Source organism: Pseudomonas sp. FFUP_PS_473 (assembly GCF_002858665.1).
GTDB lineage: Bacteria > Pseudomonadota > Gammaproteobacteria > Pseudomonadales > Pseudomonadaceae > Aquipseudomonas > Aquipseudomonas defluvii.
In genome coordinates this window covers 19,684-34,166 of the sequence record NZ_PJQQ01000029.1, presented here as the reverse complement: position 1 = coordinate 34,166, position 14,483 = coordinate 19,684, and the positions used below count along the sequence as shown (strand labels likewise).

Genomic DNA, 14,483 nt, shown 5'->3' with positions numbered 1-14,483 from the left:
AAAAAGGCATCAAACCCTTTGTTGCCATCTTTTTCACGAAAGTTTTATGAGGCGGCGCCTAGAGTTTCGGCAGTTTTAAAGCCGTGCCAACGCGCACTCTCTCGAATTACTTTTCAAGCGAAGTCTCATGTTCAAGGTAAAGCCGCTGCGTCCAGAATGGGTCACACTGATCGCTAGTTTGTATCTGCTGTTCGGATTCAACTTCACGCTTTGGCAGCACCTGTTCACGATCATTCAGGGCGACGGGCAAGGCATGCTGCTGCGCATGGCCTTCGCATTGATGCTGCTGTGCGCCTTCAATCTGATCCTGACGTTTCTGGCCTTCAAAGCTGTGCTGAAGCCTGTACTGATTGCGCTGTTCATGATCAGTGCCAGCGTTGCGTACTTCATGAATCAGTACGGTGTGCTGATCGACGTGGGCATGTTGCGCAATGCTGTTGAGACCAATGCGACAGAAGTACGTGACCTGCTGTCTCTGAAGTGGCTTGCATACGTCTTGCTGTTGGGCGGTGTGCCGTCATTCCTGCTGATCAAGACCCCGATTCAGTACCGTGCCTGGCACCGTGAACTGCTCAGCAAGCTGGTCGTCAGCGTGGGCTGTGTTGCGGCGCTGGGCGGTGTTGCGTTGCTCAATTATCAGGGCCTTTCTTCGCTGTTTCGCAATCACCATGAACTGCGTCTGATGATCGTGCCCAGCAACTATGTGGGGGCGTCGTTCGGTTTGCTGAGTGAGCGCGCAGGTTCTGCGGTCAAGCCCTTCCAGAAGTATGGTGAAGATGCGCACCTGGCATCGTCCTGGCAGCAGCATCCACGCAAGTCGTTGACCGTACTGGTTGTTGGCGAAAGCGCTCGTGCGGAAGACTTTGGCCTGCTGGGTTATGGGCGTGATACCACCCCGCAGTTGAGCCGTGAGGCCGGCCTGATTGCATTCAATAATGTAACCTCGTGTGGTACCGAGACTGCGGTGTCGGTGCCTTGCATGTTCTCGGGAATGACCCGCAAGGATTACTCGGCCAGTGAGGCCAAGCGCCGTGAAGGGCTGCTGGATGTGCTTCAGCGTGCCGGGCTTGTCGTGCGCTGGCGTGACAACCAGTCTGGGTGCAAAGGTACCTGTGATCGGGTGGTGTTCGAGGATGTCAGCAACCTTCAGGACCCGGCGTTGTGCGCCGACAGCGAGTGCCATGACGAGATCCTGCTCAAGGGGTTGGAGGCTTCCCTCGACAATCTGCAGCAGGACACCGTACTGGTGCTGCACCAGATGGGCAGCCACGGGCCTGAATACTACAAGCGTTATCCGAAAGCCTATGAGCGGTTTACGCCTGTGTGCCAGAGCAACGCACTGAACACCTGTAGCCGTGAAAGCATCACCAATGCCTATGACAACACGTTGGTCTATACCGACCATGTCCTGGCATCGCTGATCGATATCCTGCGCAGCAAGTCAGACAAAGTGGATACCGCAATGATTTACCTGTCCGATCATGGTGAATCGCTGGGTGAATACAACCTGTTCCTGCATGGCACCCCCTATATGCTGGCACCGGAGCAACAGAAACATGTGCCGATGCTGGCGTGGTTCTCCGAGGGTTATCAGCACAGTTTTGCTGTCGATACGGCCTGCCTTGCCAAGAGCAGCAGCCAGCCGCTGAGCCAGGACAACCTGTTCCATTCGATGCTTGGTTTGCTGCAGGTTCAAAGTGGCGTGTACAAGCCTGATCTTGATCTGTTTGCCGGTTGCCGCCAGGTGACGAGCCGCTGACGGTCGTACCGTTTCCCGACGGTGGCCCGCGTTGTATATACTGCGGGCCATTGTTTGTGGGAGAGCCTTGTGGCCATCGATATTCACTGGATTTGCGACGACCGCAGCCTGGCCGAGCACTGCCTGCAGTGGCAGCAACTGCCCTTCGTGGCGCTCGATACCGAGTTTATGCGGGTTGATACCTTTTATCCCAAAGCCGGTTTGATCCAGGTTGGTGATGGGGCACGGGCTTTCTTGATCGATCCCCTACAGATTGGTGACTGGCAGCCGCTGGCGCGCCTGCTTGAAGATCAGCAGGTGACCAAGGTGCTGCATGCCTGCAGCGAAGACCTTGAAGTGTTGATGCGCTTGACCGGTAGCTTGCCTGCGCCCTTGTTCGACACGCAGTTGGCCGCGGGGTACCTCAACCTGGGGTTCTCCATGGGCTACTCGCGGCTGGTTCAGGAGGTGTTGGGCATTGACCTGCCCAAGGGTGAAACCCGCTCTGACTGGTTGCAGCGTCCGTTGTCGGAAACCCAGGTCAGCTATGCGGCCGAAGATGCCGTGCACCTCGCTGAGCTTTACGAGCGCCTGCGTCCGCGGTTGTCGGATGACAAGTACGCCTGGGTACTGGACGATGGTGCGGAGCTGGTTGCGCAGATGCGCCGCGAAACCGACCCGTACGAGTTGTACCGCGAAGCCAAGCTGGCCTGGAAGCTGTCTCGCCAGCAACTGGCCGTCATGCGTGAGCTGTGTGCCTGGCGTGAGCGAGAGGCGCGCGCGCGTGATCTGCCACGCAACCGGATTCTGCGTGAGCCATCCTTGTGGCCGCTTGCCCGGACCCAGCCCGACAACCTCTCGGCGTTGGCGAAAATCGAGGATATGCACCCCCGTACCATTCGCCAGGATGGTGAGTTCCTGCTCGCTCTGATCAAACAGGCCGCAAGCATTGCGCCCGCCGAATGGCCACCGGCCTTGCCTGAGCCGTTGCCAATCGAAGCCTCGGGGGTGCTCAAGCAACTACGTGCCATCGGTCAGGCTGAAGCCGAGCGCCTGGGTATTGCCCCAGAGCTGATGCTGCGCAAGAAAACCCTGGAAGCCCTGCTCAAGAGCGGTTTTCCCAATGGCCCCTATCAACTGCCCGACTCCCTGCGCGGCTGGCGCCGCGAGCGGATGGGCCAGGCGCTGCTTGACTGCCTCGCCGGTGCCGGAGAACAACGATGAAACGAATCTGTTCGATCTACAAAAGCCCACGCAAGAACGAAATGTACCTCTACGTACTCAAGGCTGATGGCCTGGAGCGTGTGCCTGAAGGCTTGCTGCCGTTTTTTGGAACCCCTTTGCATGCCTTCGACCTGGTGCTGACACCCGAGCGCAAGCTGGCCCGTGAGGACATCGCCAAGGTGCTGGAAAACCTCGATCAGCAGGGCTATCACCTGCAGATGCCGCCCGCAGAAGATGAGTACATCGAGCACTTGCCCGAAGAGTTGCTGCGTCGCAACGACCCCGTCTGATTGCTGCCCTGAACATCCCCTGAGTGCGGCCATGCCATCGTGTTTGGCCGCATTCAGCGCTTCTGCAAGGTTGTATAAAACATGCGTGTTCTGATCGCCGAACAGGATCATGCCCTTTACGCTCGTCTGTTGCGTGAGAGGGCTCCGGACCTGGAGGTTCTGACCAGTGGTGACTCCGCCGAGCTGGCGCGTCAGGCTGCAGATTGCCCCGTGTGGCTAGGGCAACCTGATCTGTTGGCGAGCCTGTTGCGCCAAGGGCACCAGCCTCAATGGCTGCAGTCGACCTGGGCGGGTATTACACCACTGCTCGCCAATGAACTGCCTCGCCATTACCGCCTGACGCGGGCGGTAGGGATTTTTGGCCAGGTCATGGCTGAGTATGTGCTGACCTACATGCTGGTCCATGAACGTGAGGTGCTGGCCCGGCTGGTCAGCCAGGTAGAACGTAAATGGGATGGTCGCCCCGGACGTACGCTGGAAGGTCGGCGCGTATTGATTGTCGGCACCGGCGACATTGGTCAGCGGGTTGCGGAGTTTCTGTTGCCCTTTGGCGTCAAGCTGTATGGCGTTGCCAGCCAGGCGCGTGAGCAGGCACCGTTTATCGAGGTGGCGGGATTGAATGACCTCGGCCGGCTGGTTGGCGAGGCTGACTATGTGATCAACCTGTTGCCAGATACGCCGGCTACCCATGATCTCTACAACGCAGCATTGTTTGCCCGGTTCAATCCGTATGCATTGTTCATCAATGCCGGGCGTGGTGTGGCGGTGGTGGATGCCGATCTGGTCAAGGCGTTGGAGAAGGGGCATTTGGCGGGCGCGGTCATCGACGTTTGTCGCCAGGAGCCTCTGCCGCAGCGCCACCCGTTCTGGACAGCCCTGGGGTTGTTGCTGACGGGACACAGTTCGGCACCGACCTCGCCAGAGGCGATGGTGCAGTTGTTCGTTGAGAACCTGAAGGCTTATCGAGCCGGTGAAGCGCTGCGCGGCGAAGTGGATTTCAACCGCGGCTACTGATGGATCGCGTCCTGCAGGTGTTGGGCCGCACGGTTGCCCAGCACCTGGCAAGCGCCGTGCTTACAGGCTGAAGTCGCCTTCGGCGGCCAACTCGCTCAGCGGGCGGCGTGGGCTGGGGACTTCGCGGGCTTGCAGGCCTTCAGCCAGGCTGGCCTTGTCGCCCAGCTTGCCAATCGCCACGACGGCATGCAGGTCATAGCCTTCAGGGATCTTGAGCTCTTTGCGGGTCAGGGCCTGGTCGAAACCGGCCATGCCATGGGTGTACCAGCCGCTCAAGCTGGCTTGCAGGGCCAGGTGGCCCCAGGCCGAGCCGGTGTCGAAGGTATGCCACAGTGCCGGGGTTTCTTCGCTGGCGCCAGGGGCGGTGAAGGTGGTCTTGGAGGCAATAATCACCAAGGCCGACGCGTGTTGTGCCCAGCTGCGGTTGAATTCGTTGAGCAGGCCCAGGTAGCGCTCCCAGTTTGGCGTGTCACGGCGCGCGTAAAGGAACCGCCAGGGTTGTGAGTTGTAGGCCGACGGCGCCCAGCGGGCTGCTTCCAGGAAGCTCAGCAGGGTTTCTTCGCTGATCGGCTCGGCAGTGAAGGCGCGAGGCGACCAGCGCTGGATGAACTGATCGTTGATGGCATAGTCGGCAACACGGGGATTGGCGCTCATGGAGGCGTTCCTGACGGGATTGAGAAATGACAAGTGGGCTCAAACTACTGTGCCGAGTCAGCGCTGACAAGCGGTCTGGCAATGAGTGATGACACGACCTAGACTGGCGCCGCCGCGCCGCTGCACATGAATTGAAACAGGAACCTGACACGATGGCTGTTAACGCCGCCCCCTTCTGGATGCGCAAAACCCTCGAGCAACTTGACCGCCAGGAGTGGGAGTCGCTGTGCGATGGGTGTGGTCTGTGTTGCCTGCAAAAGCTCGAAGATGAAGACGACAACAGCGTCTACTACACGCGTATTGCGTGCAAACTGCTGGACCTGAAGAGCTGCCAGTGCCGCGACTACCCGAATCGCTTTGAGCAGGTGCCTGACTGCATCCAACTCACGCCGGGAACGGCCGACCAGTTCAAATGGCTACCGCCAACCTGTGCGTATCGCCTGGTCAGCGAGGGGCAGGACTTGCCGCAGTGGCACTACCTGGTGTGTGGTGATCGCGAGCAGGTGCATAAACAGCGTATTTCCCAGTCCGGCCGAATGCTCAGTGAGACGACGGTGGCTGAGGATGATTGGGAAGACTATCTGATCTTTCGCGCCAGTTGAGGCGTACAAGCGCGCTGGGGCGCGGCATGGTGTCGTTGCAAGGAGTCGTTATGCGTGTGCGTTACCTTTGGGTGCTGGCCCTGCTGCTGTCGAGTGCGCCCGCCTGGGCCAAGAAAGTCGATCTGGATTATCACGTCCAATTATTGCCGCAGACGGGTCTGGCGCTGGTCAGCCTGACCCTGGCCGATGGGGCCGTAGTGCGAAGCCTGGATTTCGATCTGGGTACCCTGGGCAACTACAGCGAATTCAAGGGTGAAGGCCAGTGGCAACTCAAGGATAACGGTCGGCGTGGCCTGTGGCAGCCGGCGGCGGGCAAGTCCAGCCTGACCTACAAGGTGCAGTTGGATCACCGGCTCAAGGGCGGCATGTACGACAGTCGAATCACCCCGAACTGGGCGCTGCTTCGTGGTGATGACCTGGTACCACCCGCACGTCTGGATCAACAGGACGGTACCGAATTGGTGGCGCGTCTGACCTTTGAACTGCCCAGCGGCTGGAAGAGTGTCGAAACTGCCTGGCCACGCATCGGCAAGAATCGCTTCCGCATCGACCAGGTTTCCAGGTTGTTTGACCGTCCGACAGGGTGGATGCTGGCGGGCAACATCGGTAGCCGTCGCAGCCGACTCGGGGATACCGAGGTCACGGTAGCCGCCCCGAAAGGGCAGGGTATGCGCCGTCTTGACACCCTGACGCTGCTGACGTTCGTATGGCCGCAGTTGCAAGCCGTGTTTCCGCGCAATCCGCCCAAACTGCTGATCGTCGGTGGCCATGATCAACTCTGGCGCGGTACGCGCGCTGCAAACAACTCGATCTACACTCACAGCAGCCGGCCGTTGGTGAGCGAGAGCGGCAGCAGCCCCTTGTTGCGTGAGCTGGTGCGGGCCTTCGCCGGGGTCAACGACATCCAGCACAGTGACTGGATAGGTGAGGGGCTGGCCGAGTACTACAGCATTGAATTGCTGCGCCGCTCCGGTGGGCTGGCCGATGACCGTTATCAAGTGCTGCAGGACAGCTTGACCAAGGCCTCAGCCAAGGTCACCAGCCTGCGTGGTGCCCAGGTCGATGGGCCGACCATTGCACGCGCCGTGCTGCTGTTGCAGGCACTGGACCGGGAAATCCGTTTGCAGACCCACAACCAGCGCTCATTGGATGACGTGAGCCGGGCCATGATGCGCCTGAACAGCGTCAGCACCCAGGAGTTCGTTCAGCTCAGCGAGAGTGTGCTGGGTGGTTCGTCGAAGGTGCTGCAAACCAAATTGCTGGACTAGTCGTTACTTGAATTTTGGCCCGGACCGGGTGTTGTTGCCTTTGGCCATGCGGTCGTAGAGCACCACGTTCACAGTGGCTGCCAGGTTCATGCAGCCCTCGGTCGGTATGTAGATGGTTTCTTCGCACCAGTCGCGCACGCTTTGGTCGAGGGAGCCGTCTTCAGGGCCGAAAATGTAGATGGCCCGATCCGGGTGGGTGTAGGTCGGCAGCGGGCGGGCGCCCTCGACCAACTCCACCGCAACGGGCGTGCAGCCCAAGGGAATGATTTTCTGCAGATCGTCGATGCCGATCAGTGGGATGTCGTAATGTACGCGCTTGGTATCGGTGACGAAGTCGCGGGCGCGTTCATAGCGTTTGCCCGTGTAAAACACCGAGTTGACGCCATAGCAGCCTGCCGCGCGCATGACTGAGCCGACGTTTTCTGCAGATTTGGGGTTGAACAGTCCTATGCAGCTGTACCGTTTGTTCGCCACGTGCCGGGGCCCTTGAGAAAAAACACGATTATACGGGCTTGCCGGCACAGGCGGGGACGATCAGTCTTTTTTCAGCAGGCTCGCCAGCCCGGCGAACGGGTTATGGGTTGCCTTGGCGATCGTCGGGCTGCTGGTCGACCCTTCGCTGAAGTACTGCTGGTCGGTATAGCGTGCGTGTTCGTTGTCGTGGCAGAACAGGCACAGCAGCTCCCAGTTCGAGCCGTCCTGGGGGTTGTTATCGTGGTTGTGGTCGCGGTGATGCACGGTCAGCTCGCTCAGGCGCTTGCCGGAGAACTCACGGGCACAGCGTCCACAGACATGCGGGTACATCTTCAGGGCCTTGTCGCGATAGCCCATTTCACGGTCGCGTTTGGCATCGGCGAGGATGCGGTCCAGACGTGCGGTGGCGGAGGAGGGTGTTGCCGAGCTCATGGAGGTACCTTTTTATCGGGCTTGTTACGGTTATGCCCTTGAGTTTAGCTGTTTGCCAAGGGAATCGGGCAGGCGCATTTGCTGTCTTAGGCGTAGCCTTTAGACAAACGGCCCGAAGGAGCACTGGTATGCGCTATCTGATTGCAGCAGTAATGGTCCTGACTACCCTGGGGGCTGCTTCAGCCCAGGACCTGCAACCACGGCCTATCGCGCCCGTTCCGGGAGCGCCGGGAACGCCAACGCCGACCCCATACCCGCAGGTGGCACCACCAAGTATCCCCAAGGCTGGCGATAGCCGCAGCGGTTCGCCGTTGTTGCCACCGATGCCGCTGCCGAACCCGCCGAAAGATCAGCCACTACCGGGGCTGACCCCCGCGCCAGACGTCGACAAGCCGACCAAGGACTAGGTCGATGGGCGGCTTTGCTCAGGCGTGGTGCGGCAGTCAAAAACGGCGTTACGCCAGGCCCAGCACCTTGAAGACAAAACCGTACTCCAGCGCTACATCGCGCAGCCCTTGGTAGCGACCGCTCATACCGCCATGGCCTGCGCCCAGGTCGGTCTTGAGCAGCAGCAGGTTGTCGTCGGTCTTGGTTACCCGCAGCTTCGCCACCCATTTGGCGGCTTCCCAATACTGCACGCGGCTGTCGTTGTAGCCTGCAATCACCAGCAGTGCGGGGTACGCCTGAGCCTTGACGTTCTCATACGGTGCGTAGGCCTTGATCCGCTCATGGACGGCTGGCTCTTCAGGGTTGCCCCACTCGTCGTACTCGGTAACGGTCAATGGCAGATCCGGGTCGAGCATGGTGTTGAGTACGTCGACGAAAGGCACCTCGGCGATGGCAGCCTTGAACAGTTCCGGGCGCTGGTTGAGTACCGCCCCGATCAGCAGGCCGCCAGCACTGCCACCACTGATGACCAACTGCTCGGCATGGGTGACGTTGCTGGCAATCAAGTGCTCGGCACAGGCGATGAAATCGCTGAACGTATTGCCTTTGTGCTCCTGCTTGCCTGCACGGTACCAGGCTTCGCCCAACTCGCCGCCGCCACGTACATGGGCGATGGCAAAGGCCACGCCGCGTTCAAGCAGGCTCAGGCGAGCGTGAGAGAACCAGGGGTCGAGGCTTTCGCCGTAGGCGCCGTAACCATACAGGTACAGCGGAACGGGCTTGCCGACGTCCTGGCGACGTTGAACCAGGCTGATCGGCACGCGTGTACCGTCGGCGGCGGTAGCCCACAGGCGCTGGCTGACATAGTCGTCAGCATCGAACGGGCCCAGTACGGGGGTCTGCTTGAGGACCTGTTGCGCACCGTTTGCCAGCTCCAGCTGCCTGACCTGTGCCGGGCGATTGAGTGCCTCGTAGCGCAGGCGGACTCGTGTGCTGGTGAACTCCAGGCTGTCCTGCACGTAGAGGCTGTAGGCGGCATCGGGCAGTTCGACGCGGTAGGCAGCACGACCTTGAGGCTGCACTTCGATGATCGGCAGGCCGCCTTCACGCAGGCTCAGGGTCAGGGCGCTGGCATTAAGGCTGAAACCTTCGAGCATCACCTGCTCGCGATGGGGTACCAGCACCTGCCACTGGTCGCGTGTCGGGATGCTGTCGGCCACTGCGTGGAACAGCGCAAAATTGATGCCGTGCTGGTTGCTGCGGATAAACCAATGCCATTCACCGTCAAGTTGGCCGTGGTCAGGGTAGTACTCATGGTCTTCGACGCGTGGCGCCAGGCACGTGAAGTTCGCTTGCGGGTGATCGGCATCCAGCACCCAGGCTTCGCTGGTGGTCTTGCTGTTGAGCAGCAGGACCAGTTGACGTTCGGAGCTTGAACGGTAGCAGTTCAGAAAGAAACGTCCGTCAGCCTCCTCGAACACCGTTTCGGCCTGAGTGCTGCCCAGGCGATGACGCAGCAGCTTGTAGGGGCGGTGGGTGTCGTCCAGTTCGGCAAAGAACAGTGTCTGGCTGTCGTTGGCCCAGGTCATGCTGCCGTCGCAGTCGTCGAACGGCAGTGCCTGGACGGCGCCGTTGCTCAGTTCTTTGACGTACAGGGTGTAAACCTCGTCGCCGCTGGTATCCAGGCTGTAGGCCAGGCGCTGGTGGTCGGGGCTGACATTGAACGCGCCCAGCGACAGGAAGCCGCCATTGGCCAGGCTGTTGGGGTCGAGTAGCAGTTCTTCGCGGCTTTCGTCTACGGTCGGCGAGTCGTCAGCCGGGCGTGGGCAGCGGTAGTGGCGGGGGTACTCGTCGCCGGCGGTGGTGCGGGTGTAGTAAAGGTACGGTCCCCATGGCGAGGCCAGCGACAGATCGGTTTCCTTGATCCGGCCCTTGATCTCCTGGAACAGCTGTTCGCGCAGCTCGGCCTGGTCAGCGAGCTGCGCCTGTTGATAGGCATTCTCGGCTTCCAGATAGGCCATGACCTCAGGCGTGTCACGTTCCTGCAGCCAGGCATAAGGGTCGCTGCCGGCAGCTTTATGGGCCACGGGGGCGTTGGAAACGGGGGAAACGGTGGGCATTGGAAGTTCTCTTGGCAGATCGGCGGCGAGGCCGTCTCAGACAGGGGGCGCCGGCACGCGGAAAAATCGTTATCATAAGCGTCTATTTGCCTAGCTTGCCACGGACGTCATGACCGAGAACGATTATCTGCTCGCCTGGGGCCTTTATGCCTTCGCAGCCTTGGGCTGCCTGTTGGTTTGGTTTCGCCTGACTCGCTGGATGTGGCGCTGGCTGCGCGAGCCACTGCGGGTGGCCGTCGCGGTGTTGCTGTTCACCCCGACCATTGTCGATCCTGGCCGTGACCTGTTCGCACCGGCCATTGCCATCAGTGCCCTGGACCTGGCCTTCAAGGTGGGTAGTAATGTGCTGCGCGCCGCGTCTGACCTGGCCATGTACGGCATGTTTGCCTTTGTCGCCTATCTGCTGTTCGTACTGGTGCGCTGGCCGCTGGAGCGCAACGCCCGTGCTCGCCGTGAAGCTGCCGAAGCGGCTGCCCAGCAGCGTGCCAACGCGCTTGAAGAGCAGGACCAACCGTTCACCAGCTCCGACCCTGGCCGCTACCGCAACGAGCCACCAGCCAGCAGTGGTTCGCTACGGGTTGAACCACGCCTCTAACGCCTGCCTCAGAAGCGAGAACCGAGCATGTGTGAATTGTTGGGCATGAGCGCCAATGTGCCGACTGATATCGTTTTCAGCTTCACAGGGCTTATGCAGCGCGGTGGCCGCACTGGCCCTCACCGCGATGGCTGGGGTATCGGTTTTTACGAGGGCCGCGGCCTGCGACTGTTTCAGGACCCAGCGGCAAGTTGTGAGTCGGAAGTGGCCAACCTCGTACAGCGCTACCCGATCAAGAGTGAGGTGGTCATCGGGCATATTCGCCAGGCCAACGTCGGCAAGGTTTGCCTGTCCAATACCCACCCGTTCGTTCGTGAGCTGTGGGGGCGCAACTGGTGCTTTGCCCACAACGGCCAGTTGGCGGGCTTCCAGGCCTTGAGGACCTTCTACCGTCCGGTGGGTGATACCGACAGCGAAGCGGCGTTTTGCGATTTGCTTAACCGCGTGCGCGAGGCGTTCCCGGAGCCGGTCGACGTCGAGCAACTGCTGCCGGTGCTGGTTGCTGCGTGCGATGAGTATCGCAGCAAGGGCGTGTTCAATGGCCTGCTCAGCGATGGTGACTGGCTGTTCTGCTATTGCTCGACCAAACTGGTGCATATCACCCGGCGCGCGCCTTTCGGCCCGGCCCGTTTGAAAGATGTCGACATGATCGTCGACTTTCAGGCTGAAACAACACCCAATGACGTTGTCACGGTCATCGCCACCGAAGCGCTGACCGAGAACGAAACCTGGCACCGTTATGAGCCCGGGCAGTGGGGGCTTTGGCGGCGCGGGGAATGTATCGCTCAAGGCCGGACGGAATAAGGATCATCATGCTCAGGAGCTACTTGCGGCTGTTGTTGTTCACCTGCGGTTTGCTGTTGGGTGTGCAGGTGCCCGGTTTGATCAATGACTACAGCCAGCGGGTGCAGGCCCATCTGTTGGAGTCGCGTGAAGGGCTAAAGGGCTTTGAGCAGACGGCTCAACGTTTCTTCAACGGCGATCTGCAGGCCTTGGTGCGGCATTACCGGGCCAGTGACGACCCGGTGTTCCGCAGTGATGCAGACAGTATCGATAGCCTGCTCGGCCGCAACCGCCTGCTTGAGGGCGAATGGCAGATCCTGCAGGGGCCGTGGCTGGCCCGTACCTGGCATGTGCTGGTGGCTGCCGATGCTCAGTTACGCGACGAAACACTGAAGGGCTACAGCTATCAGGTCTTGCTGGTTCCCGAGGCGATTGCCTGGGGCCTGGGGTGCGCATTGTTACCGGCATTGCTGCTGGAGAGCTTACTGTTGTTGATCGGCTGGGTATTGCTGGGCGGGCGGCGCAAGCCGGTGCAGCCGAGCTGGCGTTAAACCAGCACGATGTGCTGCGCTCCGGCATGGCTGGCATAACGCTCGAGCACGTTACGGCACAGGGCGACGACCTCGTCCGTCCATTGCACCCCGGTTTGCCAGGCTACCACCAGTTCAAGGCTTGGCGGTTGTCGCTCAAGGTGCAGTTGGCTGAGTTCGCCCCGTGCCAGTTCTTCGCTGACCAGTGCCGGCGGTAAGGCGCCGATGCCGAACCCGTCGCGCAGCAGGCGTGTGATGGCGGCCACGGAGTTCACGCAGTTCAGCCGAGGCGTACTGACGCCTTCCGCCTGCAACAGGCTCAAGACTTCCTGGTGGGGGCGCGAGTTCTTTGAGAAGGTGACGATGCGCTCACGGGCCAGGTCAGCCAGTGAGGTGTATGCCCGGTTGTAGATCGATTGACTGGCGACGATCCAGCCCATGGGATACCGCGCCAGGTCGAGGCTGCGGATTGAGGCTTCGCGGAGCAGGTCGGTCTGAAGGATGACATCGAGGAAGCCCTTCTGCAGTTGCTCGCGCAGGTTGAGTGCCGTGTCGGCGACCAGCTCGATTTCGACCTGCGGGTAATGCTCCATCAACTCCGACACCAGGGTACTCATCCAGGTGTGAATGACCGTGTCCATCACCCCCAGGCGTATGCGTCCGACCTTGGCTCGGTTGCTGTCCAGCGATTGCCTCAGGGCCTTGGCGGTGCCCAGCATCTGTTCGGCATATTCCAGCACCTTACTGCCTTCGGGCGTCAGGCTGACGCCGCGTGAGTCACGTAGCAGCAGCCGCACCCCGAGGTCTGCTTCCAGTGCAGCAATACGGCTGGAGATCGAGGCCTGCGTGGTGAAGAGTTTTTCGGCCGTCAGGCGAAAGCTCTTCAGGCGGGCCACCCAGACGAAGGTTTCGAGGAATTTGAGATTCATTGCAGGCTCGCTCAAGCAGGGCAATCAAATTTTTCTTATGCCAGACCGCAGCTTTTTCTCGTTGGACGGGCACCTGCCTGACGTCAAAAAATGTTCGCCAGGCTGCGACACAGAGCGTCGCCTTAAAAACAATACCAACAAGCTGAGGCAAGCATGAACCCATCTGGCGTGCAGCAACAGGTCAAATGCAGTGATGTGGCCGGGCCATTTGCCTGGTACCGCAACATCAACAAGCAAGAGCGTCGAACATTCTGGAGCTGCAAGATCGGCTATGGCCTTGATGGCATGGATACCCAGATGCTCAGCTTCGTGATCCCGACATTGATCGCGCTGTGGGGGATCACCACTGCCGAGGCGGGCCTGATTCATACCTCTACCCTGATCGCGTCAGCGTTGGGCGGCTGGATTGCCGGGATTCTTTCTGACCGTATTGGCCGGGTCCGTACCTTGCAGTTGACGGTGCTCTGGTTTGCGTTCTTCACCTTTCTATGTGGCTTTGCCCAGAACTACGAGCAATTGCTGATCGCTCGGACCTTGATGGGCTTCGGCTTCGGCGGCGAGTGGACTGCTGGGGCGGTGCTGATCGGTGAGGTCATCCGTGCCCAGGATCGGGGCAAGGCCGTAGGCATGGTGCAGTCCGGTTGGGCCATCGGTTGGGGGCTGACAGCAATCCTCTACGCTGTGCTGTTCTCGTTGCTGCCAGCCGAAGATGCCTGGCGCGCATTGTTCCTGCTCGGGCTGGTTCCAGCGGTATTTGTGATTTTCGTTCGTCGCCTGGTCAAGGACCCTGAGGTCTACCGTGCGGCCAAGGCGGTTGAATCAGCAGAAGCACCGTCGCACTTCTACGAAATTTTTGCTCCGGGCATGCGCTCGATTACCTTGCGGGCATCGCTGCTGACCACCGGTGCGCTGGGCGGCTATTACGCCATCACGTCGTGGTTGCCAACGTTCCTCAAGAACGAACGCGGCCTGAGTGTGCTGGGAACGGGTGGCTACCTGGCCATGGTGATTTTCGGCTCTTACGTCGGCTATGTGATCAGCGCGTACCTCACTGATCTGTTGGGGCGTAAAAAGAACTTCATTCTCTTTGCCGTCGGCTCGTTCGTGATCGTGCTGTTGTACACCCAGATCCCGGTCAGTGATGGTGTGATGCTCTGGCTGGGTTTTCCACTGGGTTTCTTCGCTTCAGGTATCTTCAGCGGTATGGGGGCGTTTCTGACCGAACTCTTTCCGACGCGCATTCGTGGTTCGGGGCAGGGGTTCTGTTACAACATCGGTCGGGCGCTGGCGGCATTCTTTCCGTTGCTGATCGGCCTGCTTAGCCAGAAAGTCCCGTTGAGCCTTGGAATTGGTGGTTTTGCCGCAGTGTCGTATGGCGTAGTGATCCTGGCAGCATTGAGCTTGCCAGAAACGCGCGGCAAAGAACTTGAAGCGCGTTAAGGT

General features: G+C 60.2%; 16 protein-coding genes. 11 read left to right on the top strand and 5 right to left on the bottom strand.

Annotated features, from left to right (window positions below):
* Positions 1 to 127 precede the first annotated feature (127 nt).
* The 4 genes from CYD26_RS18740 to CYD26_RS18725 all read left to right on the top strand — a co-directional run bounded on the left by CYD26_RS18740 (position 128) and on the right by CYD26_RS18725 (position 4,266).
* The gene (locus CYD26_RS18740) at positions 128 to 1,759 is read left to right on the top strand and encodes a phosphoethanolamine transferase (RefSeq protein ID WP_065759251.1); all 1,632 of its coding nucleotides are present in this window, start codon (positions 128 to 130) and stop codon (positions 1,757 to 1,759) included.
* Between the two features lie 69 nt (positions 1,760 to 1,828).
* Positions 1,829 to 2,962 (top strand): ribonuclease D, encoded by a 1,134-nt coding sequence (gene rnd / locus CYD26_RS18735; RefSeq protein ID WP_065759252.1) that lies wholly within the window; start codon positions 1,829 to 1,831, stop codon positions 2,960 to 2,962.
* Positions 2,959 to 3,252 carry a YcgL domain-containing protein gene (locus CYD26_RS18730; RefSeq protein ID WP_065759253.1) on the top strand — a complete coding sequence of 98 codons (294 nt, stop codon included), beginning with the start codon at positions 2,959 to 2,961 and terminating at the stop codon, positions 3,250 to 3,252. Before rnd ends, CYD26_RS18730 begins: the two co-directional genes overlap by 4 nt.
* Positions 3,253 to 3,333: 81 nt before the next feature.
* Positions 3,334 to 4,266 carry a D-2-hydroxyacid dehydrogenase gene (locus CYD26_RS18725; RefSeq protein ID WP_065759254.1) on the top strand — a complete coding sequence of 311 codons (933 nt, stop codon included), beginning with the start codon at positions 3,334 to 3,336 and terminating at the stop codon, positions 4,264 to 4,266.
* Between the two features lie 60 nt (positions 4,267 to 4,326).
* On the opposite strand, the gene CYD26_RS18720 is transcribed toward CYD26_RS18725, so the two are convergent.
* Positions 4,327 to 4,920, bottom strand: a complete 594-nt coding sequence (locus tag CYD26_RS18720; RefSeq protein ID WP_065759255.1) for a nitroreductase family protein — start codon at positions 4,918 to 4,920, stop codon at positions 4,327 to 4,329.
* 152 nt (positions 4,921 to 5,072) lie between these two features.
* Here CYD26_RS18720 and CYD26_RS18715 point away from each other — a divergent pair, with 152 nt between their 5' ends.
* The gene (locus CYD26_RS18715; RefSeq protein ID WP_065759256.1) at positions 5,073 to 5,522 is read left to right on the top strand and encodes a YcgN family cysteine cluster protein; all 450 of its coding nucleotides are present in this window, start codon (positions 5,073 to 5,075) and stop codon (positions 5,520 to 5,522) included.
* Between the two features lie 50 nt (positions 5,523 to 5,572).
* Positions 5,573 to 6,790, top strand: coding sequence for a hypothetical protein (locus CYD26_RS18710; RefSeq protein ID WP_102053300.1), 1,218 nt, complete (start codon positions 5,573 to 5,575; stop codon positions 6,788 to 6,790).
* A gap of 3 nt (positions 6,791 to 6,793) precedes the next feature.
* On the opposite strand, the gene CYD26_RS18705 is transcribed toward CYD26_RS18710, so the two are convergent.
* Complete coding sequence (locus tag CYD26_RS18705) at positions 6,794 to 7,264, bottom strand: RNA methyltransferase (RefSeq protein ID WP_065759258.1); 471 nt, start codon at positions 7,262 to 7,264, stop codon at positions 6,794 to 6,796.
* A 60-nt stretch (positions 7,265 to 7,324) separates the two neighbouring features.
* Positions 7,325 to 7,696, bottom strand: a complete 372-nt coding sequence (locus tag CYD26_RS18700) for a YajD family HNH nuclease (RefSeq protein ID WP_065759259.1) — start codon at positions 7,694 to 7,696, stop codon at positions 7,325 to 7,327.
* A gap of 128 nt (positions 7,697 to 7,824) precedes the next feature.
* Between CYD26_RS18700 and CYD26_RS18695 the strand changes: the two genes are divergently transcribed.
* Positions 7,825 to 8,103 carry a hypothetical protein gene (locus CYD26_RS18695; RefSeq protein WP_065759260.1) on the top strand — a complete coding sequence of 93 codons (279 nt, stop codon included), beginning with the start codon at positions 7,825 to 7,827 and terminating at the stop codon, positions 8,101 to 8,103.
* 48 nt (positions 8,104 to 8,151) lie between these two features.
* On the opposite strand, the gene CYD26_RS18690 is transcribed toward CYD26_RS18695, so the two are convergent.
* The gene (locus CYD26_RS18690; RefSeq protein WP_102053299.1) at positions 8,152 to 10,203 is read right to left on the bottom strand and encodes a S9 family peptidase; all 2,052 of its coding nucleotides are present in this window, start codon (positions 10,201 to 10,203) and stop codon (positions 8,152 to 8,154) included.
* Between the two features lie 109 nt (positions 10,204 to 10,312).
* Between CYD26_RS18690 and CYD26_RS18685 the strand changes: the two genes are divergently transcribed.
* The 3 genes from CYD26_RS18685 to CYD26_RS18675 are packed head-to-tail and all read left to right on the top strand — an operon-like array spanning position 10,313 to position 12,132.
* Positions 10,313 to 10,798, top strand: a complete 486-nt coding sequence (locus CYD26_RS18685) for an MFS transporter (RefSeq protein WP_065759262.1) — start codon at positions 10,313 to 10,315, stop codon at positions 10,796 to 10,798.
* Between the two features lie 27 nt (positions 10,799 to 10,825).
* On the top strand, positions 10,826 to 11,602 hold the full coding sequence (locus tag CYD26_RS18680) for a class II glutamine amidotransferase (protein ID WP_065759263.1): 777 nt from the start codon (positions 10,826 to 10,828) through the stop codon (positions 11,600 to 11,602).
* 8 nt (positions 11,603 to 11,610) lie between these two features.
* Positions 11,611 to 12,132 carry a DUF2937 family protein gene (locus CYD26_RS18675; protein ID WP_065759264.1) on the top strand — a complete coding sequence of 174 codons (522 nt, stop codon included), beginning with the start codon at positions 11,611 to 11,613 and terminating at the stop codon, positions 12,130 to 12,132.
* On the opposite strand, the gene CYD26_RS18670 is transcribed toward CYD26_RS18675, so the two are convergent.
* On the bottom strand, positions 12,129 to 13,040 hold the full coding sequence (locus tag CYD26_RS18670) for a LysR family transcriptional regulator (protein WP_102053298.1): 912 nt from the start codon (positions 13,038 to 13,040) through the stop codon (positions 12,129 to 12,131). The two genes, CYD26_RS18675 and CYD26_RS18670, sit on opposite strands and share 4 nt — an antisense overlap.
* 153 nt (positions 13,041 to 13,193) lie before the next feature.
* On the opposite strand from CYD26_RS18670, the gene CYD26_RS18665 reads away from it, so the two are divergent.
* Positions 13,194 to 14,480, top strand: a complete 1,287-nt coding sequence (locus CYD26_RS18665; protein WP_102053297.1) for an MFS transporter — start codon at positions 13,194 to 13,196, stop codon at positions 14,478 to 14,480.
* Positions 14,481 to 14,483 lie beyond the last annotated feature (3 nt).

Coding starts and splice junctions, on each gene's coding strand:
- CYD26_RS18680 (WP_065759263.1), top strand. CDS start 10,826: ATGTGTGAATTGTTGGGCATGAGCGCCAATGTGCCGACTGATATCGTT.
- CYD26_RS18725 (WP_065759254.1), top strand. CDS start 3,334: ATGCGTGTTCTGATCGCCGAACAGGATCATGCCCTTTACGCTCGTCTG.
- CYD26_RS18740 (WP_065759251.1), top strand. CDS start 128: ATGTTCAAGGTAAAGCCGCTGCGTCCAGAATGGGTCACACTGATCGCT.
- CYD26_RS18690 (WP_102053299.1), bottom strand. CDS start 10,203: ATGCCCACCGTTTCCCCCGTTTCCAACGCCCCCGTGGCCCATAAAGCT.
- CYD26_RS18720 (WP_065759255.1), bottom strand. CDS start 4,920: ATGAGCGCCAATCCCCGTGTTGCCGACTATGCCATCAACGATCAGTTC.
- CYD26_RS18675 (WP_065759264.1), top strand. CDS start 11,611: ATGCTCAGGAGCTACTTGCGGCTGTTGTTGTTCACCTGCGGTTTGCTG.
- CYD26_RS18730 (WP_065759253.1), top strand. CDS start 2,959: ATGAAACGAATCTGTTCGATCTACAAAAGCCCACGCAAGAACGAAATG.
- CYD26_RS18665 (WP_102053297.1), top strand. CDS start 13,194: ATGAACCCATCTGGCGTGCAGCAACAGGTCAAATGCAGTGATGTGGCC.
- CYD26_RS18685 (WP_065759262.1), top strand. CDS start 10,313: ATGACCGAGAACGATTATCTGCTCGCCTGGGGCCTTTATGCCTTCGCA.
- CYD26_RS18670 (WP_102053298.1), bottom strand. CDS start 13,040: ATGAATCTCAAATTCCTCGAAACCTTCGTCTGGGTGGCCCGCCTGAAG.
- CYD26_RS18710 (WP_102053300.1), top strand. CDS start 5,573: ATGCGTGTGCGTTACCTTTGGGTGCTGGCCCTGCTGCTGTCGAGTGCG.
- CYD26_RS18700 (WP_065759259.1), bottom strand. CDS start 7,696: ATGAGCTCGGCAACACCCTCCTCCGCCACCGCACGTCTGGACCGCATC.
- CYD26_RS18695 (WP_065759260.1), top strand. CDS start 7,825: ATGCGCTATCTGATTGCAGCAGTAATGGTCCTGACTACCCTGGGGGCT.
- CYD26_RS18715 (WP_065759256.1), top strand. CDS start 5,073: ATGGCTGTTAACGCCGCCCCCTTCTGGATGCGCAAAACCCTCGAGCAA.